Origin of the sequence: Trueperella sp. LYQ141 (genome assembly GCF_046599555.1) — a bacterium.
Classification (GTDB): Bacteria; Actinomycetota; Actinomycetes; order Actinomycetales; family Actinomycetaceae; genus Trueperella.
In genome coordinates, this window is the sequence record NZ_JBKIWQ010000002.1 from 22172 (window position 1) to 47011 (window position 24840).

Consider the following 24840-nt stretch of genomic DNA (forward strand, 5'->3'; position numbering starts at 1 on the left):
GGTCAGCGCTTTACGATAAGCGGCAACTTCGCGACACACGGGCAAAATATGACCGTTGAATATGTCACGTTTTGCTATTAACCACACTCCCAACACTAACACTTGGGCGTTATGACCGATTGTTCCACTGCGCTAATGCGCGAGCCGCACTGCGCAAATCATCAGCGCGTGGACCGGCTGCCAGAATTGACCGCGACGCCGAAGCCAAGGTCGGAACGTCAGCGAACAACTCCTGCAGCTCCCGCTCTCCAGCACCTTGTGCCCCCACTCCTGGAGCCAAATAGATCCCATTAAAGGAGGCGAGCTCAATGCCGGCGCGTTGTGCCCCATCCCCGATTGTTGCCCCAACAACCAAACCAACCGAGCCTGGAGTACAGGCTGCCGCTTCATTGGCCTGGCACACATAATCGAAGACCCGCCGAGCAACCGCAGGCTGCCCAACATGCTGAATCTCATCGGCTTCTTTATTCGAGGTCAGCCCCAGAACAAAGACCCCCCGATCATGCTGATAAGCGTAACGAATGGTCGCTTCCAGCGAGCTATACCCTAAATATGGACTGACGGTTATCGCATCGGCACGCAACGGCGCAGACGGTGATAGATAGGCATCCGCATAGCCTGCCATCGTCGATCCAATATCCCCACGTTTGACATCTAGCACAGCGAGAGAATCATAGCTGCGAATAGCATCCAGGACCTCCTCCAGTACAGCTATCCCACGCGATCCAAAACGTTCAAAGAACGCCGACTGCGGCTTGAAAGCAGCCACATATCCCGCTAGCGCCTCAACCACTCGCAAGGAAAATTCCCGCACGGAGGCAACATCGTCATTCAACTCCCAATCACGCAACAGTGAGGCATGCGGATCAATTCCCGCACATACTCCCCCAAAGCGCTTGATAGCTTCATATTGCCGTTCGCCATAGGTCATGATTGCACCCCGCTAGCCGGCACATTCACCCGACGGTGATACTCCTGAAGCGTGGCAATATCGAAGCTGCGCGCCCGCAAATCTTTGACAGCCTGAACCGCCGCGCCAAACTCTGACACAGTCGTCATCACCGGCAGATCCGCCGCAGTTGCCGCCGCCCGAATCGCATACCCATCAGCCCGAGCATCTTGCGAATTTGGCGTATTAACCACCATATCGATCGCCCCAGAGCGAATCAGATCCACAACATTGCTATCTGCTGATGCGGGCGTTTCAGATAGCTTTGCCACCACAACCGCATCAATTCCATACCGTTCAAGTACCGCCGCCGTTCCCGACGTGGCATAGATCGTAAATCCCATATCTGCCATAACGACAACAGGGAAAATGATCGCCCCTTTATCCGCATCACAGACCGAGACAAACACCGAACCAGAAGTAGGCAAATGGCCATAGGCTCCCGCCTGCGCCTTGGCAAAAGCAGCAGGGAACGTCACGTCAATCCCCATGACTTCACCCGTCGAACGCATCTCTGGCCCGAGTACGGTATCCACCACCAAACCTTCGCGCGTGGTAAAACGCTTGAAAGGCAAGCATGCCTCCTTAACCGTCATTGGCTGACCAGGATCCATCACCTGCGCATCGCGCTCCGGCAAGAATCCGCGCGCTTTAAGCTGCGCAATCGTCTCACCCATCATGATGTAGGTGGCAGCCGGCGCTAAGGCCGTCCCCGTCGCTTTCGAAACAAAAGGAACCGTCCGAGAAGCCCGCGGATTCGCTTCGATCACATATAACACACCAGATTGAATCGCGAACTGGATATTGACTAATCCGCACACGCCAACCCCACGAGCAATCGCCAACGTTGCCCGCGCGATCTCATCAATCATCTTCTGCGACAAGGTGATCGGGGGCAATACACAGGAGGAATCTCCCGAGTGGATACCCGCTTCCTCGATATGCTGCATTACGCCACCGAGGAATAACTCCTGACCGTCATACAACGCATCGACATCAATCTCGATAGCGTCATCTAAGAAACGATCAATCAACAACGGGGCTGCCTGACGTGAAGCATCCGTCTTATCTGATTCTCGTCGTGCCAAATACTCCAAGAGTTGATCGCGCGAATAAATAATCTGCATTCCGCGCCCGCCCAGCACATACGAAGGTCGAACCAGCACCGGATAGCCAATCGAATCAGCAACCTCCAAGGCCTGATTATCGCTCACTGCAGTACCGTATTGTGGGGCAATCAGACCCGCATCATCTAGCACCTGACCGAATAACGCTCGATCCTCCGCCGCATCGATTGCCTGCGGAGAGGTACCAATAATCGGCAATCCGGCCCGTTGTAGATCCCGCGCCAAAGAAAGCGGCGTTTGCCCCCCAAGCTGGATAATCACCCCAGTAATAGGGCCAGCCTGCGATTCGGCATGATAGATCTCTAATACGTCCTCCAAGGTCAAGGGTTCAAAATAGAGCCGATCTGAAACGTCGTAATCTGTGGAAACCGTCTCTGGATTACAATTGACGATAATCGTCTCGACATCTCCCCGTTCTTTCAATGCTAAAGTGGCTTGAACACAGGAGTAATCAAATTCCAACCCTTGCCCGATCCTGTTCGGGCCCGATCCGAGGATCATCACTGCAGGCTTTTCGCGAGCAGCGACTTCCGTTTCCTCCTCATAGGTCGAATACATATACGGGGTACTCGCCGGATGAACGCCAGCGCAGGTATCAACCATCTTGTAGACCGGATGCAAATCATAGGCCCAACGGATCTCCCGCACCGCCTCTTCACTCATTGCCCGAATTTGCGCAATCTGCTGATCTGAGAAACCATGACGTTTCGCCAATTCGAGCAGGTCTCGGGTCAAGGCAGTAGCCGAACGTAACTGCTCTGCCACCTCATTCAGCAACGCAATTTGATCCAAGAACAACGTATCAATCTGAGTGAGATCAAAGATCTCTGTAACGCTCATTCCCGCACGCAAAGCCTGTTGAATATCAATCACGCGAGTATCCGTCGGGCGAATAATGCGCTCGCGTAAGATCTGGAGATCCTCCAACGGACCCCAGTGGAAGGTTGCCCCCTTCTTATCAATAGAGCGCATTGCTTTTTGCAAAGCCTCTGTGAAATTGCGTCCCAAAGCCATTGCTTCCCCGACGGATTTCATCGTTGTCGTAAGGGTGTCATCAGCATCGGGGAACTTTTCAAAGGCGAAGCGCGGAACCTTCACGACGACGTAATCCACAGCCGGATCACCCTCCGACAGCGGGCGCCCCGTCATATCATTCATCAATTCGTCAAGGGTGTACCCCACAGCTAACTTCGTCGTGATCTTAGCAATCGGGACGCCAGTGGCTTTTGAGGCTAAAGCCGACGAGCGCGACACGCGCGGGTTCATCTCAATAACCACCATACGGCCCGTGTGCTGCTCAATCGCGATCTGAATATTACATCCACCCGCGTCCAAGCCAACCTCACGGATAATGGCTATACCCAGATCTCGAACCTTCGTGAATTCCTCGTCCGTCAAAGTCAAAGCCGGGGCCATCGTGATGGAATCACCCGTATGGACTCCAACCGGATCAAAATTTTCAATCGAACATACTAAGACTGTGACGTCATTCTTATCGCGAATAACCTCAAGCTCGATCTCTTTCCATCCTAAAATTGACTCTTCGAGCAGCACCTCTGCCGTCAAGGAATAGTGCAAACCACCCGAGACAATCCGATCCAAATCCTCTTGGTTGTAGGCCAAACCAGAGCCCAAACCACCCATAGTAAAGGACGGACGTACCACCAACGGATACCCTAATTCCTCGGCAGCGGCATGACATTCTTCCAGGGTATGGGCGATAACAGAACGGGCAGATTCCCCACCACACCGTTCCACCACCTCTTTGAACTCTTCGCGGTTTTCTCCCTTACGAATTGTCGCTGGGCTAGCCCCCAAGACTTCCACCCCATAGCGCTCCAACACCCCGGAGTTAAACAAATCCGTTGCGGTGTTCAAAGCGGTCTGCCCACCTAACGTAGCCAGTAACGCATCCGGACGTTCCCGAGCAATAATCTGTTCAACAACCTCGGCAGTAATCGGCTCAATATAGGTCGCATCGGCCATATTCGGATCGGTCATGATGGTTGCCGGATTGGAATTCACTAAAATGACGCGGTATCCCTCGTCTTTAAGAACTCGGCATGCTTGCGTGCCAGAATAATCAAATTCGCACGCCTGCCCGATCACAATCGGGCCAGAACCAATGACAAGAATAGATGTAATATCACTACGACGTGGCATTTACTGCTCCTCAGTTAACGCGTGGGCAGGGCGAAGTTTGGCGCGTAGCTCATCGCCAGAAATAATGGTGGCGCTCATCTGGCGCCCATTGATATGACGAACCATGGCGCGAGTATCAACATCTCGCACCCCCAGAACACCAGCCTGTGCTAATGCCTGTGACAGCTCGCCGTAGGTGGTGCTATTCGTTGCTCTGGGCACGGGATCACGGGCAATCACCCCCGCAACACATATTGGTTCCCCCGCTCGGGCTGAAAAAGCAACCGAGGTATTGCCGATATGCGGTGTTGTGAACAGGAGGATCTTGCCCGTGTTTTCCGGATCGCACATCAGCTCATGAAATCCGGTCGCTGCGGTCGTGACAACTACCTGGCCACAGATCTCTCCAGTAGCTGCCCAACTATGGGCATTAAATACTCGTCCATCATCAAAGACAATGACTGCTTCTTCCACCTCAGTTTTCCTTTCCCTCGCCATGAAGATCAGAGCCCTGGGATTCAGGGGCAACAACTGCACCCTCACGCACGACCAGACGCCCCTCGTAGAATGTGTACACAACCTGCCCGGTCAATTCCCGACCACGCCACGGGCAGTTGGCAGACTTCGTTGCCTGTTTTGCCGGATCGACGACATATCGAATATTCGGATTGTAGATAACCAGATGAGCTGGCTCGCCCACAGCAATCGGGCGCCCTTGGTTATCGCAACCGGCAATACGGGCTGGATTCTCGCTCATTACCCGCGCAACACCACGCCAATCCAACAATCCGGTATCAACCATCGTCTCATGAATGACGCTTAACGCCGTTTCTAACCCCGTCATTCCAAAGGAACCGGCCGACCATTCACAGTCTTTCGACTCGGCGGGATGTGGCGCGTGATCCGTTCCAACCGTATCGATTGTGCCATCCGCGAGTCCGGCGCGCAGTGCTGCAATATCCTCCCTGGTACGCAACGGTGGATTGACTTTGAAAAGCGGATCATAGGATTCAGCCTCACTGTGATCGAGAGACAGATGATGCGGCGTTGCCTCCGCCGTGACGCGAATCCCCTGAGATTTTGCCCAACGAATCAGCTCTACCGAACCGCGAGTTGAGGCATGTAAGACGTGCAAGCGAGAATCAACGTGTTGAGCGAGTAAACAATCTCGGGCAATGATTGATTCTTCGGCAACCGCCGGCCAGCCAGCGAGCCCAATACGGGCTGAAACACAGCCCTCATGCATCTGCGCCCCCTGCGTCAACCGTGGATCTTGTGCATGTTGCGCAATAACCCCGTCAAAGGCTTTGACGTATTCCAAAGCGCGGCGCATGAGTACCGGATCGGCAACACACTGACCGTCATCCGAAAAGTAATTCACCTGTGCAGCCGAGGCGTGCATAGCTCCCAGTTCCGCCAGTTTTTCTCCCTGTAATCCAGCAGAGACGGCGCCCACTACCCGCACCTGCGTCAGTCCAGCTTCTCTTCCCAGGTTGTAGACCTGTTCAACTACACCAGCGGTATCCTGAACCGGATCGGTATTAGCCATGGCGTGAATACAGGTATAACCGCCACGAGCCGCTGCTCGCGAGCCTGTTAAGACCGTCTCGGCGCCTTCGCGCCCAGGTTGGCGTAAATGAGTGTGCAGATCGACCAGGCCCGGCAAAGCAATATATCCGCGTCCATCAATAACCTCGTCTCCTGCCTCGTTGTTATCTGAACCAGCAGGATAAATGCCAGCAATCCGCCCGTTGGCAATTCGCAGATCACATAGTTCTTCGCCGTACGGGGCAATATTCTTCACATAAAACATTGCTATCTATCGTCCTTCCGTTTCAGATCCCTGAGCTAGCAGGGCGTATAGCACCGCCATACGAATGGCAACTCCGTTGGCAACCTGCCGCACGGCCACAGACTGTGAGCAGTCAGCAGCTTCTGCCGAGATCTCTAAACCGCGGTTCATTGGGCCAGGGTGCATGATAATTGTGCGGCGATCCATGTGCGCCAGCCGCTGCGGAGTCAGACCATACAATCGGTGATATTCAAAAGCCGAGGGAAAATATCCTCCCCCGGCTGCTAACATTCGTTCTTTTTGTACCCGCAACATCATCACGGCATCGGGTGCTGAGGCGAGAGCTGCGTCCAGGTCATACGTGACGTTTACTGGCCATTGCGTCATTGCCGAGGGAAGTAGCGTCGGCGGGGCAACCAAAGTGATTTCTGCCCCGAGGGTGTGCAGGAGTTCCACATTTGAGCGAGCCACCCGAGAATGAAGAATATCCCCGACGATTACCACATGCACTCCGTTAAGATCGCGCCCTTTTGGTTCCTGCGGATACCGATGTTGACGCACCGTGAAGGCATCGAGCAAAGCCTGAGTGGGATGGGCGTGGGTTCCGTCTCCAGCATTGATGACGGGAATATCTACCCAACCAGCATGTGCTAAACGGGCCGCCGCACCTGAGGAGCTATGCCGAATAATGAACGCATCGGCGCCCATTGCTGCCAAGGTCAAGGCGGTATCTTTCAGGGATTCCCCTTTAGCCACCGACGATCCGGAAGCGGTAAACGTCAGCACATCAGCACTGAGGCGTTTCGCCGCTGTTTCAAAGGACAATCGGGTACGGGTGGAATTTTCAAAAAATAGGTTCGCAACGAGTTTGCCACGCAGGGTGGGTAATTTCTTGTGCGGGCGGTCTTGCGAAGCAGCCATTTCCTGTGCAATATCCAGAATTTCAAGTGCTTCTTCGCGGCATAACTGGGTGCAGTCTAATAGATGTTTCACGGCAGTCTCGATTCTGCCGAGCTCAATAGCACCGCGTCTTCGCCGTCAATATCAGCGAGCTTTACCAGAACGTTTTCGTCTCGCGCCGTCGGCAGATTTTTCCCGACGTAATCTGCCCTTATCGGCAGCTCACGATGCCCGCGATCCACCAGTACTGCTAGTTGGATCGCTGCTGGACGCCCCACATCAACTAGAGCGTCTAAGGCTGCCCGCACTGTGCGCCCTGAAAAAAGTACATCATCAACGAGAATAACCGTCTTTCCAGTTACTCCTGACGGTGGGATGATGGTCGAATGTGGCACCCGAGTAGGCTGTTGTGCCAGGTCATCACGGTACATCGTAATGTCGAGTTGGCCGGCTGCCACCGAAGTACCACTGGCTTGGGATAACATCTGCGCCAGACGCTGAGCCAAGGGCACTCCACGAGTTGGAATACCGAGAATCACGCAATCATCAATGCAATGATGCCGTTCAATGATCTCATAAGAGATGCGCCGCAAAGATCGGGTGATGTCACCCGCATCGAGGACGCGCTTGTCCGCCATATTATGTTCCTTTCCCGCCTCACTGGACGAATTTAAAGGAGATATGCAATTGTATTATTTCGCCCGATACGAACCAGATTGCTCGTAGGCGTCAGCTCATCTGTACTCGTTATTCCTCAGGAGTATCAGGGAGTTTATCGCCTGCTGTTGCATCTGATTCATCGAGAGAGGCTGAAACTGCTGAGGAATCAGCCTGAAAATCTGCCTCCGATATGTCATCTCCATCATTATCGGTGCATTTCTCAGTTAGCCCAGCCGTTTCGCCGGCTCGAATCTCACAGATTCGATTCAGCACTCCCATGGTAAATCCCACGGAAGAGTCAGAGGAGAAATCGCGTGCCAACGACGCGATTTCGGTAATCGCGATGGGGGCATCGACACCGAGAAACATCATCTCGGTTGCCCCCATCCGCAATAGGTTGCGATCGACCATGCTCATACGATCCAAGGACCACGCTGGAGAGGCCGCTTCAATCATTGAATCGACATCAGCACTGTTATCCAGATACGCCTGCACGATAGCCACACCGTATTCCCCGATAGGGACTTGATGGGTGCTGATCTGTGTACGTTGCGTCAGTAACTGCGCAAGATCTACCTGGCGGGCATCTGCTTCAAATAGGACGTCGAGCGCCTTATGCCGTTGCAGTGAGCGCCCTTTACGTCCGGGTCGATTCGCGTGTGGTCGAGACATTAGGCGCGAGAGATGTAATCGCCAGTACGAGTATCAACCTTGATCTTGGTTCCCTGCTCAAGGAACAGCGGGACCTGGATCTCATAGCCCGTCTCCAAGGTGGCGGGCTTCGTACCTGCATTCGAACGGTCGCCCTGCAGCCCTGGCTCGGTGAAAGTCACTTCCAATACCACAGAGGCCGGTAATTCGACGAAGAGGACCTGCCCTTCGTACATAGCAACAATCACTGTCTGGTTTTCCAGCATGAAGTTCTTCGCGTTACCGACAGTCTCGGCAGAAACCGGAAGCTGCTCGTAGCTTTCCATATCCATGAAGATGTAATCTTCACCGTCGTTATACAGGTATTGCATATCGCGACGATCAACCGTCGCCGTCTCTACCTTCACACCGGCGTTTAGCGTGCGGTCAACATTCTTACCGGAGAGCACGTTGCGCAACTTCGTCCGCACGAAAGCCGGCCCTTTACCAGGCTTAACGTGTTGGAATTCGACTACCTGCCAGAGCTGGTTATCCAGCTTGAGGACCATGCCGTTCTTCAGATCATTCGTAGTTGCCACGTTCGTCCTTAATCTTATTGTCGTTCTTCAGCCGAGGTGCTGCACGGCTTTCTACCGGAGCTCAGGCTATCCGGCTGAGCCATCGTGCACTGGCTTCGCCGCTATCAGGATATATCGAACACCTGATAAACACACAGTAGAACGACTATGAAACGCTACACGCTCTCCCGTTTCCCCCTACATCACACGGAAAGCCTGTCATTTTCACGTGTTCCGCCATTTCAGATCGCAGTTATACGATAGGGCCGTTCTTACTAAAAGGCAGAGTTATGCGAGCCTGTTATATGCCAGAAGTTCATATATTGCAGAGGAAATCTCCCGTTTTACTGCTCCCGCTATGGCCTCGTCAGGAAAAGAGCGTCAATATTCTCTTGAGATATTCTTGAGATATTCCGCAGCTATTTTCCGCTCGGCAGCCAGAAAACCAGCTTCGAGTACTCCGGCTCTGCGATAGGTTCATGCACATAGCTCATGGCTATAGGTGGAAAGTTCCTTTTCCTGACGAGAACTGCGCGAGGCTCGTAACGCCCACAGGATACAGGCCAAGTCCACTAATTCTTGGGACCATGCCCCGGCAAACGCCGGCAAAACCCCCACCGCCCCAAGGCACATCAAGATGATCGAGAAGCTCACCCCAATACCGATTGCCTGCCAGGCAATACGCATTGTTTGCCGCCCTAACAGGAGCAGACGAGGAATCCGCATTAAATCGTCATGCATAATTACGACGTCCGCCGATTCAACGGCAGCAGCAGAACCGCGCGCCCCCATAGCAACGCCGACATCAGCAACGGCAAGAACTGGCGCGTCATTGACGCCATCACCGACCATCATCACCCGACCTGGCTCGGTTTGCTGGACTGTGCGCACCTTATCTTCTGGCAATAGTTCAGCATGAATCTCGCAGATACCGATATTGCGCGCTACCCGTTGCGCTGCTGGGCGAGTATCACCAGTGAGCATCACCGTATATTCAATACCTGCCATGTGGCGCAAAATATCTAAGGTTGCTGGCGTCTCAGGGCGGATCGGATCGACTAGCTCAATCTCACCGCGTAACTGCCCGTCTATACTGACGAAAATCTCTGATCGCCCGCTATCATCTGACGTCACGGTTCGTATTGCCTGCTCTGACGTCAGACCATCCACAACGAAGCCGTATTTTCCTACCCGAACAGCGCGACCGGATACTGTAGCACACACCCCTTGACCAGGAATATCTTGGACATTTTCTGGTTCTATCCGTTCTCCGCAGTACGCACTGACGATAGTTTGCGCAAGAGGATGGGACGAATATGCCTCCGCGCTGGCTGCATACCGCAACAGTTCCGTACTATCCATGCCATTGGCTCGAATCTGGCGAATACGTGCCGCCCCTGCCGTCAGCGTCCCCGTCTTATCAAAAGCAATTGAATGTACTGCCGCAATTTTTTCAATCGTTCCCGCGTTTTTGACGATCATGCCCGTTCGGGCTGCTCGCGACATTCCCGCCATGAATGCCACCGGAGCGGCAATAATCAGTGGACACGGCGTGGCTACAACAAGTACTTGAGCAAAACGCACTGCCTGCCCGCTGAGCGCCCAGGCTGCTCCCGCTAAAACTAACGCAAAAATAGTGAAAGGTACCGCAACCCGATCAGCAAGCCGAACGAAAGGAGCTTGAGATTCGCGAGCTTCATTAACAAGCATGACGATACGCTGATATTGCGAATCGGCAGCCGTAGATTGGGCCGTCATGTCAATCGACTCTGCCCCGTTCAGCGATCCTGACAAAATCACATCCCCCGCGCGATGTTCCACCGGAAGGGCCTCACCAGTCAATTGGCTTTCATCTAATATCGCCAGATCTGAGGTTAAAATTCCATCTACCGGCACAGTATCATGTGGTCGAACAACGAGGCGATCCCCGATACGGACGTCCTCAATATCTATGGGGATAACAGCGTCGGCTTCGCGTCGGTATGCCGTTGTTGGCACGCCTTCCAACAGTGCGGTCAGTTCCGCACCTGCGCGGCTTTCAGCATAGTCTTCCAGTGCTTCTCCGCCGGTTAGCATTAAGCATACGACGAGCGCTGCCCAGTATTCTCCCACAATCAAGGTAGAGCAGATGGCTGTTACAGCAAGCAGATCAATGCCGAAATTCCCGTCCCGTAAGGTATCAATCATCCCTTTGGCCTGTGCCAGGGCAATGCCGCCAGCCACGATCGAAACGAGTGGGCGCGTCGCCGCTGGCGCCCCAAAGCTCAGCAGCACACCAATCACTGCAGTGAGCGCAACTAGCACAACTAAGGGGTAACGGGAAATAAAACTCTTTAGCACACCCTCATGCTATTTTGGAATGACTCCAATAACAACGAAGGTGAGGCTCCCCTAGCGAAGCCTAGGCTAAGCAAGGTTACTCGCGAATATCCTCGTTATAGCGTCATTAATCTGTAATTGAGCTGTGCTCACACTCAATATGAAGCTGTTCTAAAATCTCCTGGGTCGCCTGTGCCACACTGCTGTGCGTCGTATCGTATTGGGCTGTCGATAGCTCCTCAAAAATCGGGGCATAGGCCTCAGAGAGCAAACGAAATTCTTTACGCGGCATGATAAATAGCGCGGAACGCATACCAATAAGCGCATTGCGCGTCATCAGCGTCGATAGCTCAGCCTGAAGCCAGATGACCTCCGAGGCCTGCGCTACAAGCTGTGCTCGCAACGCCGCATAAGGGTCGTGCACTTCGTCTTTTTCCCCTACACACCCGCAGACCTTCGGCGGAAGTGCCAAACAGAAACGTTGATCCGGAGCCTGGCGAATATCAGCATAAAGTTCTTCGAGCACTGCAACAGTCGCAGTCGCGCGCTCAGCCGCAGAGCACTCAAGATACATCTGGGAAACCGGAACGTGTAGACGGGCCGCCGTTGCCGTCTCCACGTCGCAGCCCATGTATCCATACTGAGACAACTGGCCAACGATAGAGCGCTTTCCTGCCCCCGGCACCCCGATAAAAACAAGCAGACTCACAAACCAACCCCCGCAAAGGCAGCATCGAGGAGATCTCGATGCGGATCAGTCATAATGCGCGGCTTAGCAACATCATCGAGAACCACGAAGCGTAATTGCCCCTTGCGTACTTTCTTATCGGCATGCATGATCGCAAGAAGCTCATAACGGGGAACCCCGTGATATGAGATAGGCAGACCCACACGTTGGATAACCTCGCGATGCATATTCGCTAACTCCGGTGGAGCAATCCCCGCCGCGCTAGCTAACTCAGCGGCAAAGACGCACCCAATTGCAACCGCTTCCCCATGCCGAACCGTGTAATGCGATGACAATTCAATCGCATGAGCCAGGGTATGACCATAATTCAATATCTCGCGGCGCCCTTGCTCGTGCAGATCTTCGCTTACGACCTCTGCCTTTACCCGAACTGCTCGGACGATAAGTTCCATTAATTCCGGCCCACGCATAGTGAAATCTGGACGCATTACGATTTCAGTTATCACTGGATCGGCGATAAATCCGCACTTAACAACTTCTCCCATACCGGCACGCAATTCCGCTTCCGGCAGTGTTGATAGCGTATCGACGTCACAAATAACTGCCGCTGGCGGGTGGAAAGCTCCTACGAGATTCTTACCATGTTCGACATTAATCCCGGTTTTTCCGCCGATACCCGCATCAACCATCGCCAGCAAAGAGGTAGGCACATGGATAACCGCGATACCGCGCAACCAGGTTGCCGCAATAAAGCCGGCGAGATCTGTTGTCGCTCCACCCCCGATGGCAATAATAACGCCATCTCGACTAATTCCAGCCTGCCCTGCCGCATGCCAGCCAGCCGCCAGAATATCGACAGTTTTACACCGTTCCCCCGTCGGAATCCGGAATTGTGCATGGGGAATATCAGCAATAGTCAGCTCTGTAGATAGCTCGCGCGCATACTCCTGCAGATCTTCGCTATAGACCACCAGGGTATTGGCATATTGCGCTGCCTGACGGACGACATAAGAGAGCAGATTATGGCCGATAATGACGTCATAAGGGCGCGGGCCGCCTACCTCAATTCGGCATACATCTTTTTCCAACAGCTTGACCACCTCATCAACAACATGCGCTACTGGATGAGCATCAGAAAGAACAACATGGCTCGCCACCCGATGATAAATCGTTGACCGTTCCCTACGCAGTTTTCGAATAGCTTGGGCTGGATTATGTTTCAAAAGTGGGCGCACAGTGCGCGATTTCGATACCCGCCGAATCAATTCCTCATCCGTTGCTTCGATGAGAATAACCCGTTGCCCGGCCAACATCTGACGTGTATCAGGGTGCAGAACTGCTCCACCGCCCAAGGCAAGGATCCCAGAAAAATGCTCGCAGGCCCATGCGATGGTTTCTGCTTCTATCCGGCGAAATCCGCTCTCCCCTAATTCGGCAAATATCTGCGGCACGGAGCGCCTATATCGCTTGACGATTAGCTCGTCAGAATCTGCAAACTCCACGCCCAGATTCTGTGCCGCATGGCGACCCACCGTTGACTTACCGGCCCCCGGCATTCCAATGATGACCGCCAGCATTTATTTACGCTCCACTGGGATTGACTGCCACCACGAGGCAACATTGCGTTGAATTTCCGGTAGCGAATCTCCCCCAAATTTATCGACCAATGCTTCAGCAAGCACAAGAGCCACCATCGCCTCAGCGATAACCGCCCCCGGAACTACCGCAGTTGTATCAGAACGCTGATGTAATGCCCGTGCTGCCTCACCTGTGCTGGTATCAATCGTCGCTAAAGCCCGCGGAACAGTGGAAATCGGCTTAAAAGCAGCGCGCAGGACGATTGGCTCACCATTGGACATCCCGCCTTCAATACCTCCAGCGCGATTCGTTGTTCGCTGCACTTTGCCATCACGACGAACTATCTCATCGTGAGCAACGGATCCTCGGCGGCGTGCTGAACGGAAACCATCCCCGATCTCTACACCTTTAACTGCCTGGATGGACATCAAGGCCCCCGCAAGTTGCGCATCAAGGCGCTGTTGGGCGCGAGTGTGCGTCCCCAGACCTTGCGGTACTCCCCACGCGACAACCTCAACAACGCCGCCTAAGGTATCCCCAGCCGCTTTTGCCGCATCTATTTCTTGGCAAAATGCCGCCATTAGCTCTGGATCTGTCTGCCGTACCGGGCTGGCATCATATTGTTCACAAGTATTAGCCGTCGGCAATGCAATCCCTTCTGGAGCTGCTACCGACCCGACTTCTACAACATGGGAGGCAATATCAATACCGACGCTTTGGCGTAGTAACTGTTTAGCTAATTCTCCAAGCGCTACCCGAGCTGCCGTTTCTCGCGCCGAGGCGCGCTCTAAAATGGGGCGAGCCGAATCAAAACCGTACTTATTCATCCCCACTAAGTCGGCATGCCCCGGTCGTGGCCGCGTTAATGGCTTATTCCTAGCCATTTCCCGCTCATCGCCCGTTCCGGCATCGATAAGTAGATCCTGCGGATCAACTGGATCTGGACTCATGACGATGGTCCATTTTTCCCATTCTGAATTGCCTATTTCGATCGCAATGGGAGATCCCAAGGTATATCCATGCCGGATTCCGCTGAGAATCTTTACCTCGTCGGCTTCAAAGGCTTGACGTGCTCCCCGACCATGACCAAGGCGTCTACGCCACAGCGCATGGCGGATATCATCGCTGGTGATGGATACGCCTGCTGGCATGCCTTCCAGCAAAGCGATCAGTGATCGACCATGTGATTCCCCAGCAGTACTCCATCGAATCATGTATCTATTGTGGCAGATAGCGTGACAGATGCCCATTACGTCTTGCATGAGAAAGAGATCAGCGAACAGCCCGTATCTTCCGTTATGCTACGCACGTCAAAATCCACGATACCCCGACCAGCCAGGGACCGAAAGCGTGATCGCGCCGGAACGCGAAAGGACGGAAGATTGACCATCCTAAGACGTAAACAACGTGAGCTGTGAACGAACCAAGCAAAAGCCACAACGGACTCCACAGCCATAACAAAGCATGCCACCCTGCCAATACCGTCATAAGGCGCGCATCTCCGGCGCCCAATAGGCGCCCATGTGAGAGCCGAACGATTCCTCCGAAAAATATTCCTGTTATAAGCGCAATGGGTAACGCATATATATTCGGACGGACCAAGGCATAACTCAACGCAATGCCTCCTGCTAAATGCGTCCAATTCACAACAAGCTGATGCGTTCGCGCGTCAATCCACGCATTAAAAACGACTGGAATATAAAACGCCAAGGCCCAGATGGCTCGAACCTGATCTGCAGTGCGCCAGAACACTACCCCATAGGTGATACTGGCAACGCACAATGCCATGACAATGGCACGCCGATTAGTCAATGTCGATAAAAAGAGTGGATGAGATGTCATGAGGCTGAGACTATGACGCTTGCCATGCCCCACACTCATGAATCCACAGGCAATATATCTTCCACAACACGGATACGATCATTCACTATTTAAGATGCAGGGGCAGATAGGCTATGGCTCCTTTCCATGTGTTATGCCATAGCGATGGGCGGCATTTTTATCTGCATCCCCACGGTGACGGTGCTTTCTCTTTTCCGTCTGTCTGACGCCGAAAGCCACAAGCCAGCTCAGCAGAAATCATCCAATAATCTGATATTTTTGGCTAAATACTGGGGTTATAGCACGAATTCGGGCTAGAGGGCACATTCTGTTGCCGTGGGATTATCCCAACAAAAACACAGCGCTGTGCCGAAAAAAGAATCATCAGCACAGCGCTCAACAGTTTTAATTATGAGATTATTTTTCCGAGTTTGACTGCCCATAATTCGGATGGGCATCAATCCACGATCGCAGTTGAGCCACATTAGCATTGTGCTCATCAAGGGAGGCAGAAAACTTCGTTTCTCCGGTTTCCAAATTGACCGTCACAAAATAGAGCCAATTACCTGCTGGCGGATTCACACTGGCACGGATTGCGTCAATCCCTGGATTGGAGATGGGCGCTGGCGGCAATCCCGCATTGATATACGTGTTATAGGGATTATTGTTCTCCAGATCAGCCTGTGTTGGAACACCACCCGTCTTCCCAACGCCATACAAGACGGTGGAATCCATCTGCAAGCGACCATGAATCTGAGTGGTATCCACCAGACGATTCTCGATAACCCGAGCCACCTGCCCGTAGTATTGTGGCCAGCTCACCTCTCGCTCAACAATCGAGCTAATAGTGAGAATCCGCTGCCACTGCCCGCGATCAATACCAGACTTCGACAGTTCGTTAACTCGCTCGCTGACCATTTGACGCAGCGCCTCTTGAGCTGTGGTCGTTGCATCGAAGGTGTACGTTAAAGGAGCAATCCACCCTTCTAGGTGACCTCCCGCCTCTGCAGGAAGCCCTAATGCTACGGTATCTGCTAATGCCTTCTCAACATCTTGCGAGTTATAGCCCATGACGTTGACGAGCCGATCAGCCACCTGTTTGACGGTGAAGCCCTCCGGCACAGTCACCGTGTAATCTGCCCGATTCGCATTGCTCAGCAGCGCCGCCAGCGCAGCGGTCGCCGACATCTGTTGACGCAAAGAATACGATCCCGGCTGAATCGAGGCGGCCCGGGGTTCCCGATTGAATGCCTCAATAAAAGCCCCCGCCGAGCTGATAACGTCATTCTCCACAAGGAGATTGGCAATATCCGTACCTGTAGCACCCGAAGGGATCGTCACAATCACCTCGCCGCTGCCTTCTCCCTGATAATCATCTGCACCATGTGAATGCAACATTGAGCTAACGTGTGGCCAAGCAATCGACAGCGAGAAACAGATAAAGAATACGGCGACAACCAGGACGGTCAAAGTCTGCGCATACTTCTTACCAGTACGCTTGCGCGATGTCCGGTTGGACTTTGCTCGCTCTTTACGAGCCTTCGTATCGGGTAACTTCTCAAAAAATTCCGACACGCTACTCCTCCATCGCTTGTTCTACTAGCTCACCAGGAGCGCATCCGTTTGCTCGTTCATAGGCCAGTGCATCATCCAAAATGATGACGGCAGCCTGCTGATCGACAACTGAACGGAACGACTTTTCGCGCCGCCCAGCCTCATGCAAATGCCGATGTGCTTGTACCGTTGATAGGCGTTCGTCAACCATTCTAACGGGAAGTGTACCTAAGGTGCGTGATAGCAGACCAGCCCAATACCGAACCTTGCGCGCAGACTCTCCCTCAGATCCATCCATATTACGCGGCAGACCCACAATCACTTCGATTGCGTCGGATTCCTTAATAATCTGGACGACTTTTCGAATATCTCCGCGGCCTCGGTCAATCGTCGCCACCGGCATCGCGATAATGCCCTCAGCATCGCAGCGAGCGATTCCGATCCGACGATCTCCCAAGTCAACCCCGATACGCGCCCCTGATCGCATGTATCATCCAATCGCCGCGCAGACGGTCTCTAAGGCTGCGTTAACCTGATCCGGACGGCTTCCTCCACCTTGGGCCATATCTGGCCGACCGCCACCGCCGCCGCCACATACCTTTGCCGCAATACCGACTAACGCCCCTGCCTGAATACCGCGTTCACGGGCGGCCTCATTCGTTGCGATAACAATCGTCGGGCGATCATTTGCCACTGCCGTCAGCGCAACTACCGCAGGTTCTGCCCCCAGCATTTCCCGCAACCGAGTTACCACCTGGCGGGATTCATCCGCAGTTGCTTCACCAAGATGATGGGCGATTACGGTGACACCATTGATAGTCTTGCGCTGCGCGAGAATACTATCGAGTGATCCCAGCAAACGCTCCTGGCGAAGCTTAGCAATCTCCTTTTCAGCGGTCTTCAATTTTCCAAGTAAGGCGCTGATATGCTCTGGTAATTCTTCACTGCGCACCCGCGTCAACGATGTTAGCTGCGAAAGAAGCGCGCGTTCCTTCGCCCCGGAAGCGTATGCCCCCTGCCCAACCAGAGCTTCAATACGGCGAACACCTGAGCCAATAGAGGATTCACCTAGGACGGTCACCAGCCCAATAGCACCCGTCTGCGCTACATGCGTACCGGCACATAGTTCCTTGGACCAATCGCCACCGATAGAAACGACACGCACCTCGTTGCCGTATTTCTCCCCGAACAGAGCCATAGCGCCTTGCTTACGGGCCGCCTCCAGGCTCATGATCTCATCTGTTACTGCCAGGTTCTCTTGCAGGCGTTCATTTACTCGCGTTTCAATATTCGATAAAACATCAGCCGGAATACTTGAACCATGACGGAAATCGAAACGCAGGTGCGAAGGAGCGTTCTCTGAACCTGCCTGGGTTGCCTGATCTCCGAGGAACTCATGAAGCGCCTGGTGGATCATGTGCGTTGAGGTATGCGCCCGAGCGATTTGCTGACGACGATCCACATCAATCTGAGCAAAAGCGGTATCACCCACCGCAACGCTCCCCTCAGTGAGCCGCGCTCGATGAACAAACAAGCCTTTAATCGGCATTTGCACATCATCAACCTGAAGCAGGCCGCCTGCCGCCGTCGAAATAGTGCCATGATCTGCTAACTGGCCACCTTGCTCAGCCCAGAACGGGGTCTGATTCAAGATGATATCCACATCGGCTGGCGCTTCCACAACGGGAACGGACTGCCCGTCACGCAACATCGCAACGACGCGCCCCTCAGCGCTGGACTCGGTGTATCCCAGGAATTGGGTAGCGCCACCAGCAGTATCAAAAATCTGGTGATACACCGTGGCGTCAACATGACCAGTTTTCTTTGCTAGGGCATCGGCACGTGCCCGAGCTTTCTGCTCCGTCATCAGCTCACGGAAACCGGCTTCATCAACCTCAACGCCTGCCTCTCGAGCCATCTCCAAGGTCAGATCAATCGGGAAACCATAGGTATCATGCAAAGCGAAAGCAGCACTTCCAGCTACTGGCTTGTGCTCCTGTTTGGCCTGAGCAACAGCAACATCAAAAATTTGTGTGCCCGATTCCAAGGTACGCCGGAACGTCTCTTCTTCTTGGTATCCCACCTGGGCGATCGCATCGAATTGCGCTTCTAGCTCTGGATAGGAATCCTTCATTGCCGTCATTGACACCGGCAATAGGTGCGGCAACGCTACTTCGTCAACCCCTAATAATCGAACAGCTCGAACCGCACGACGAATAATTCGGCGCAACACATATCCCCGACCGTCATTACCAGGGCGCACGCCATCGCCAATCAACATCAATGCAGAACGGATATGGTCTGCGATGACACGCATCCGCACGTCATCTTCCCGATCTGCACCGTACACCTTGCCCGTGAGCTCCTGGGTTGCAGCAATGACGGGGAATACTTCGTCGATCTCGTACATATTCGTCTTATCTTGTAAGAGATAGGCGATACGTTCTAGACCAGCTCCCGTATCAATGGCGGTTTGGTCGAGCTTGCCTAGGAGTGGGTAGTCATTACCCGTCCCTTCACCGCGCAAAAACTCATCAAAAACGAGGTTCCAGATCTCCAAGTAACGATCCCCACCCGGATCGACTGTACCTCCGACAGCTTCTGGGCCAAACTCTGGACCGCGATCATAGTGGATCTCTGCACAGCTTCCTGCAGGACCTGGCTGACCAGTAGACCAGAAAATCTCTTCTCGTTGTAACTGCACAATATGGCGCGGATCTAAGCCCACCACTGAGGTCAGATGCTCATAGGAGACGTCATCCTGATCCCAGATCGTCACCCAAAGCCGGTCTTTATCCAGCCCGTAGCCGCCTTCAGTTTCCGGCGAGGTCAACAGACCAAAGGCAAGATCAATAGCTCCCTGCTTGAAGTAATCACCAAAGGAGAAGTTGCCACACATCTGGAAGAACGTTCCATGCCGAGTTGTGCGACCCACGTTGTCAATGTCATTAGTCCGAATACATTTTTGCACCGACGCCACCCGTGGATATGGGGCTGGTTCTGTTCCGACGATGTACGGGATGAACGGTACCATGCCAGCAATCGTGAAAAGGATCGACGGATCCGGGGAAACCAAGGGCACAGATTCCGCAATATGGTGGTTGTGCGCACGGAAGTAATCAAGCCAACGACGACGAATTTCAGAGGTACGCATAAGTCTTCCTTTGTAAGAACGCTCTTATTATGACGACAACGCGCCACGGTGAAAACCGCGGCGCGTTGTACTGCGACATTTAGCGCGAGTAGTGTTCGACGACCATCTGGACGTCACAGGTAACCGGCACTTCGGCGCGCTTAGGACGACGCACCAATTCAGCACGCAGCTTGGTCAAATCGACCTTGAGGTAATCCGGCACTGCCGGCAAAACATCGGCGTGCTGCCCCTGAGCCGCTACCATGAACTGCGGGGAAGTCTGCGAACGCGGCTTAATCTGGAGCACCTGACCGGGCTTAACGCGGTAGGACGGGCGATCCACAATCTTTCCATCAACAAGCACGTGACGGTGTACTACAACCTGACGAGCCTGCGCAATAGTGCGAGCAAAGCCGGAACGCAAAACCAGAGCGTCAATACGCATTTCCAGCAACTCGATAAGGTTCTCACCTGACAGACCTTCAGCACGGCGAGCCTCATCCCAGACCTTACGGAGCTGAGCTTCGCGAATACCGTACTGGGCACGCAGACGCTGCTTTTCCTTCAAACGGATCGAGTAATCGGATTCCTTAACCCGACCACGACCATGCTCACCAGGACGGTAGGGACGACGCTGCATGAGGCGCTCAGCCTTAGGGGTCAATGCAATACCCAAAGCACGCGACTGACGTACGGACTTACGTGAACGATTCGTTGCCATTCAGATCTCCTGTCGACATCATGGCACGCACGAATTGTGCGCGGGATCAACACAAACGGCTAGGATCCCAGGACCTGTATCCCGTAGCGATTTTCCACTACGGCATAGCTACTCCGGCGGAGCAACCGTTCCACAATACCACTACTCACCAGCTAAAATCGCTCGCACCTTCGCCAAGCGCGACGTGATATTCGACTCGAAACCTCGTTCTGTCGGGTGATAGTACTGGCGGCCAGCTAATTCATCGGGGAGATACTGCTGAGATAACACCCCGCGCGGGTCATCGTGCGGATATTGATACGACATATCCCGACCCGTTTGTTTAGCAGCAATCCGTGAGGCTTTGACCGATTGATCGCGCAAATGCACTGGTACCGCCCCAATATCACCACTGCGCACATCCGCAATCGCCTGATTAATCGCCAGATAAGCCCGATTAGATTTTGGTGCCGTAGCCAAATGAACCACTGCCTGCCCTAAGATAATTCGCGCCTCCGGCATTCCAACTAAAGCCACCGATTGTGCTGCCGCAGTTGCCGTCTGCAATGCACTCGGATCAGCCATCCCAATATCTTCCGCCGCCGAAATCATCAACCGGCGCGCAACAAATCGGGGATCCTCCCCTGCTTCTAGCATTCGCGCCAAATAATGCAAAGCGGCATCCACATCCGAACCCCGAATAGATTTGATAAAGGCAGAAATAACGTCATAGTGCTGATCGCCGTCGCGGTCATATCGCCCCACATAGCTATCGACAGCAGCATCGACGTGCGCAACCGTCAAGCGATCTGACTGTACCGCGGCTTCCAAAATGGTCAATGCCCGCCTGCCATCATGCCCGGCAAGCCGGACGATACGGTCAAGCGCCTCCGGCTCAGCCGTCACTGTGCCCGCATATCCGCGCTCATCAGCTATGGCTCTATCCAGCAGTTTTTTCACATCACTATCGGCAAGCGGCTGCAAGGTCAGCAGCAGCGAACGAGAAAGCAACGGCGAGATCACCGAAAAAGAGGGGTTTTCCGTCGTGGCAGCAATGAGAATTACCCAACCGTTTTCTACGGCGGGCAGTAAGACGTCTTGCTGAGCTTTAGAAAAACGATGCACCTCATCAATAAAGAGAACAGTCTCCCGACCATCAGTTACCAATATGGCCTTTGCCTCGTCAATAACCGAACGCAACTCCTTCACACCCGCAGAAACTGCCGAAATCTCAACAAAGCGCCGCCCCGATTGACGCGCAACCAGATACGCCAAAGTCGTTTTTCCTACCCCTGGCGGCCCCCACAAAAACACGGAACTGGGCACCCCTGAGCTAGCAGAAGAAGGATCAATGAGCCGACGTAACGGCTGCCCCGCTCCCAACAGATGTTCTTGCCCGACGACATCCTCTAGTGATTGTGGGCGCATTCGTACAGCTAACGGCGCACCGCTATCTCGGGGCACCCCATGAGAATCGAGGCTCGCCTGTTCAAACAGATCCATGTTTTAAGTCTAACTACCCTACCCAAGCTTTCCAGTGTGGGATAGTCTCATATATAGAGGTAATAGCAACATCGTGCGTAGCGGAAGGAGCGCACATGTTTGATCTATTGGGGCGAAATATCGCACGATATCCCCGACGCTTTGTCGTGTCATGGATTGTGCTCATTCTTGTAGGCGCAGGAGCTGCACTGTGGGGGTTTGGGCACGGATCCCTGTTTGACCGAATGAAATCCTCACACTCTATGGTCCCTGATTCACAATCCGACGTTGTCCTTCAGCGCACCACTGAATCGGCTGGCACGGAAACTGCTGTCGTCACTGTTCGTGGGATTGACGTCGAACACGCTACCGAACAAATCGCTGCATTTCGCTCACGCCTATTAGCCCTACCCGACGTCACCGAGGTGCGCGATCCAATCAATATCGATGAGCAATATCGCAACGCTATTGAACAAAACCTGCAAAAGGCTATTGACCAAGCAATTACTGCCAATGCTGGGGCTATCGAGGCTGGAGTCCAACAAGCATTAGCACAAGCCGAACCACAGATTTCCGCTGCAGTAGAACGCGCCGTCGCAGAATTCTCCGCACAGCATCCCTCCGCTCCTACCGACGAGGTTGCCCGTCAGGCCAGATCGCAGGCTCAAGCCGAAATCAGTGCGCAGGCCCGCACAAATATCGAAAACACAATTGCCCAGAAAGCTCGGCAAAGCGCCGAACAGCAGATCGCTGCACAGCCTAACCCCAGCGCGCAATTCCAATCCCCACAGGGTTTCGTCATTGCGATAACCCGCACCGTCCCCCATTCCATAATCCAGATCGAACAGGCCGTCACAGATTTCACCATCAATCTACAAAAAATCTCGCCATCATCCGACGTACACATGTTCTCCACTGAGCTGATGCACAATGATATGGTTCGTCAGGTCAAAACAGATTTAGTGCGCGGCGAAACCATCAGCTTGCCTGTCGCTTTGCTTTTAATGGTCATCGTTTTTGGCGGTCTGCTTGCTGCTGGTCTGCCACTCGTGGGCGCTATGGCTTCCATTGCCATCGGGCTAGGAGCCTTATGGGCAATCACCTATATAACTAATGTCGAGACGTTCATCCTCAACGTCATTACCATCATCGCGCTCGCCCTCTCCATTGATTATGGTCTGCTCATCGTCTCGCGCTACCGAGAAGAGATAACACTGCAGTGCGAGCAACGTCAGATGGATCTGCCCACCGCCGCACGAAGCCCCCAATGTGCCGAGATTATCCGTCAGGCCATTATTCAAACCGTAACGCACGCCGGTCGGACCGTATCCTTTTCCGCTCTTACCATCACCTTTTCGATTGCAGGCCTGTTAGCAATGCGTGCCCCCATGCTGAAAATGATTGCGGCGGGTGGCATTATTGTCACTATTCTCGCGGTAACTACAGCGGTTACGCTCGTGCCTGCCGTTATCGTTCTCCTGGGTCCACATCTCGTTCGCCCCTCGTGGCTGGCGCGGCGCCCTCGATTTGGTCGGCTCGTAACAAAAATAGGTGACGCCGCCAATGATGACGGGATCTTCTCTCGGTTAGCTAAATGGGTACATGCCCGACCGATCCGCATACTATTGGCCGTCACCGGCATACTTGTGTTGATGGTCGTCCCCGCTCGCGGCTTACACATGCACTCTAATGTTATTGAGTACATCTCTACTCAATCCGACGTCGGTCAGGCATACACTGATATGCAGTCCTACCGACCTTTTGCCACCCCAAGTGCCAGTATTCTTACCGAGGACGCGGCGCAGCTACCCGCTATCCAGGACTACGTATCGAACTACCCTGGAGTAGATTGGGTTTCTTCCCCACAACAGCTCGGCGACGGGGCCTGCCTCATTGCCGTCAGTCTGCCAGCGAATGACCAGGTGGGCCCGGAAGTCACTCAGCTCGTCAACGATGTGCGTTCCCGCTTCCCCACCGTATATGTTGGCGGCGCAGCCGCATTACAGCTTGACTTCGCCGACTCGGTTACACAGGGCGCGCCTATCGCACTGGCCATTATCATCGTCTCAGTGCTCACGCTCTTATTCTTCATGACCGGCTCTATCGTCGTTCCACTGAAAGCCCTCATTATCAATGCCCTATCTCTTTTCTCCGGAGTAGGAGCCACCCTCTTCCTCTTCCAACATGGGTTATTCGGCTTGCCGCAGATGGAAAATTTGGAAACCTTCGTTTTAGCAACGGCTATCGCTTTCGGTTTTGGGTTAGCAATGGACTACGAGGTGTTCCTTATCGCCCGAATTAAAGAGTTCTGGGATAACGGATGCGATAACGACACCGCCGTAGAAAAAGGGCTGCAGCGCTCTGGGCGCATCATCACCTCGGCAGCAGCTATTATCGTTGCCGTCTATATCGGATTCGTCTTTGGGGATATGATCCCTATTAAACAGATCGGCGTTATTCTAGCCGCGATCGTCGTGATCGACGCAACTCTAGTGCGAATGTTGTTAGTACCAGCCACTATGACGCTACTTGGCCGGTGGAATTGGTGGGCACCCAAGCCATTACGGGCTCTCTATGCCAAATTCAAAATTACTCACTAGCTGAACGTCTTAGACCTTGACACAATGGCCCGCTCAGAATGTCGATTCCAGACGCCGAGCGCTATATATACGCAGTTAGGAGCATTGTTATACATAACCAGGTATTATCCTCCCTCTCCGGTATATACGCAGACGGCTACGCGAGAAATTACTTTTTAGCGACCATCTACCAACAGATCCCGCATAG

19 protein-coding genes are annotated in these 24840 nt (G+C 53.5%); 1 reads left to right on the forward strand and 18 read right to left on the reverse strand.

Features of this window, described 5'->3' with window-relative positions; genetic code table 11:
- Window positions 1-109 precede the first annotated feature (109 nt).
- From pyrF to ACLHIJ_RS02410, 18 genes are all read right to left on the reverse strand, one after another.
- A complete protein-coding gene (gene pyrF, locus ACLHIJ_RS02325) occupies window positions 110-931 on the reverse strand; it encodes an orotidine-5'-phosphate decarboxylase (RefSeq protein ID WP_411296309.1) in 822 nt (273 codons plus the stop codon).
- Window positions 928-4239 carry a carbamoyl-phosphate synthase large subunit gene (gene carB / locus ACLHIJ_RS02330; protein WP_411296308.1) on the reverse strand — a complete coding sequence of 1104 codons (3312 nt, stop codon included), beginning with the start codon at window positions 4237-4239 and terminating at the stop codon, window positions 928-930. Before carB ends, pyrF begins: the two co-directional genes overlap by 4 nt.
- Window positions 4240-4692 (reverse strand): carbamoyl-phosphate synthase domain-containing protein, encoded by a 453-nt coding sequence (locus ACLHIJ_RS02335; RefSeq protein WP_411296307.1) that lies wholly within the window; start codon window positions 4690-4692, stop codon window positions 4240-4242.
- 1 nt (window position 4693) lies between these two features.
- Complete coding sequence (locus tag ACLHIJ_RS02340; RefSeq protein WP_411298449.1) at window positions 4694-6037, reverse strand: dihydroorotase; 1344 nt, start codon at window positions 6035-6037, stop codon at window positions 4694-4696.
- Entirely contained in the window at window positions 6038-7003 is a 966-nt protein-coding gene (locus tag ACLHIJ_RS02345) for an aspartate carbamoyltransferase catalytic subunit (RefSeq protein ID WP_411296306.1), read from the reverse strand.
- A complete protein-coding gene (gene pyrR / locus ACLHIJ_RS02350; RefSeq protein ID WP_411296305.1) occupies window positions 7000-7548 on the reverse strand; it encodes a bifunctional pyr operon transcriptional regulator/uracil phosphoribosyltransferase PyrR in 549 nt (182 codons plus the stop codon). Before pyrR ends, ACLHIJ_RS02345 begins: the two co-directional genes overlap by 4 nt.
- 109 nt (window positions 7549-7657) lie before the next feature.
- A complete protein-coding gene (nusB, locus tag ACLHIJ_RS02355; protein ID WP_411296304.1) occupies window positions 7658-8242 on the reverse strand; it encodes a transcription antitermination factor NusB in 585 nt (194 codons plus the stop codon).
- Complete coding sequence (gene efp, locus ACLHIJ_RS02360) at window positions 8242-8799, reverse strand: elongation factor P (RefSeq protein ID WP_411296303.1); 558 nt, start codon at window positions 8797-8799, stop codon at window positions 8242-8244. Before efp ends, nusB begins: the two co-directional genes overlap by 1 nt.
- Before the next feature lie 456 nt (window positions 8800-9255).
- Window positions 9256-11118, reverse strand: coding sequence for a heavy metal translocating P-type ATPase (locus ACLHIJ_RS02365; protein WP_411296302.1), 1863 nt, complete (start codon window positions 11116-11118; stop codon window positions 9256-9258).
- A gap of 106 nt (window positions 11119-11224) precedes the next feature.
- Window positions 11225-11806: a hypothetical protein gene (locus ACLHIJ_RS02370; RefSeq protein WP_411298392.1), complete on the reverse strand. Its 582-nt coding sequence runs from the start codon at window positions 11804-11806 to the stop codon at window positions 11225-11227.
- On the reverse strand, window positions 11803-13362 hold the full coding sequence (gene aroB / locus ACLHIJ_RS02375; protein WP_411298393.1) for a 3-dehydroquinate synthase: 1560 nt from the start codon (window positions 13360-13362) through the stop codon (window positions 11803-11805). Before aroB ends, ACLHIJ_RS02370 begins: the two co-directional genes overlap by 4 nt.
- The gene (gene aroC / locus ACLHIJ_RS02380) at window positions 13363-14577 is read right to left on the reverse strand and encodes a chorismate synthase (RefSeq protein ID WP_411296299.1); all 1215 of its coding nucleotides are present in this window, start codon (window positions 14575-14577) and stop codon (window positions 13363-13365) included.
- Window positions 14578-14659: 82 nt separating this feature from the next.
- A complete protein-coding gene (locus ACLHIJ_RS02385; protein WP_411296298.1) occupies window positions 14660-15205 on the reverse strand; it encodes a hypothetical protein in 546 nt (181 codons plus the stop codon).
- Window positions 15206-15601: 396 nt separating this feature from the next.
- On the reverse strand, window positions 15602-16759 hold the full coding sequence (gene mltG, locus ACLHIJ_RS02390; RefSeq protein WP_411296297.1) for an endolytic transglycosylase MltG: 1158 nt from the start codon (window positions 16757-16759) through the stop codon (window positions 15602-15604).
- Window position 16760: 1 nt separating this feature from the next.
- The gene (gene ruvX / locus ACLHIJ_RS02395) at window positions 16761-17225 is read right to left on the reverse strand and encodes a Holliday junction resolvase RuvX (RefSeq protein ID WP_411296296.1); all 465 of its coding nucleotides are present in this window, start codon (window positions 17223-17225) and stop codon (window positions 16761-16763) included.
- Window positions 17226-17228: 3 nt separating this feature from the next.
- On the reverse strand, window positions 17229-19892 hold the full coding sequence (gene alaS, locus ACLHIJ_RS02400; RefSeq protein ID WP_411298394.1) for an alanine--tRNA ligase: 2664 nt from the start codon (window positions 19890-19892) through the stop codon (window positions 17229-17231).
- Window positions 19893-19971: 79 nt separating this feature from the next.
- The gene (rpsD, locus tag ACLHIJ_RS02405; protein ID WP_411296294.1) at window positions 19972-20592 is read right to left on the reverse strand and encodes a 30S ribosomal protein S4; all 621 of its coding nucleotides are present in this window, start codon (window positions 20590-20592) and stop codon (window positions 19972-19974) included.
- Window positions 20593-20733: 141 nt separating this feature from the next.
- Window positions 20734-22074 (reverse strand): replication-associated recombination protein A, encoded by a 1341-nt coding sequence (locus ACLHIJ_RS02410; protein ID WP_411298395.1) that lies wholly within the window; start codon window positions 22072-22074, stop codon window positions 20734-20736.
- Between the two features lie 95 nt (window positions 22075-22169).
- On the opposite strand from ACLHIJ_RS02410, the gene ACLHIJ_RS02415 reads away from it, so the two are divergent.
- Window positions 22170-24653, forward strand: coding sequence for an MMPL family transporter (locus ACLHIJ_RS02415; RefSeq protein ID WP_411298396.1), 2484 nt, complete (start codon window positions 22170-22172; stop codon window positions 24651-24653).
- Window positions 24654-24840: the final 187 nt, after the last annotated feature.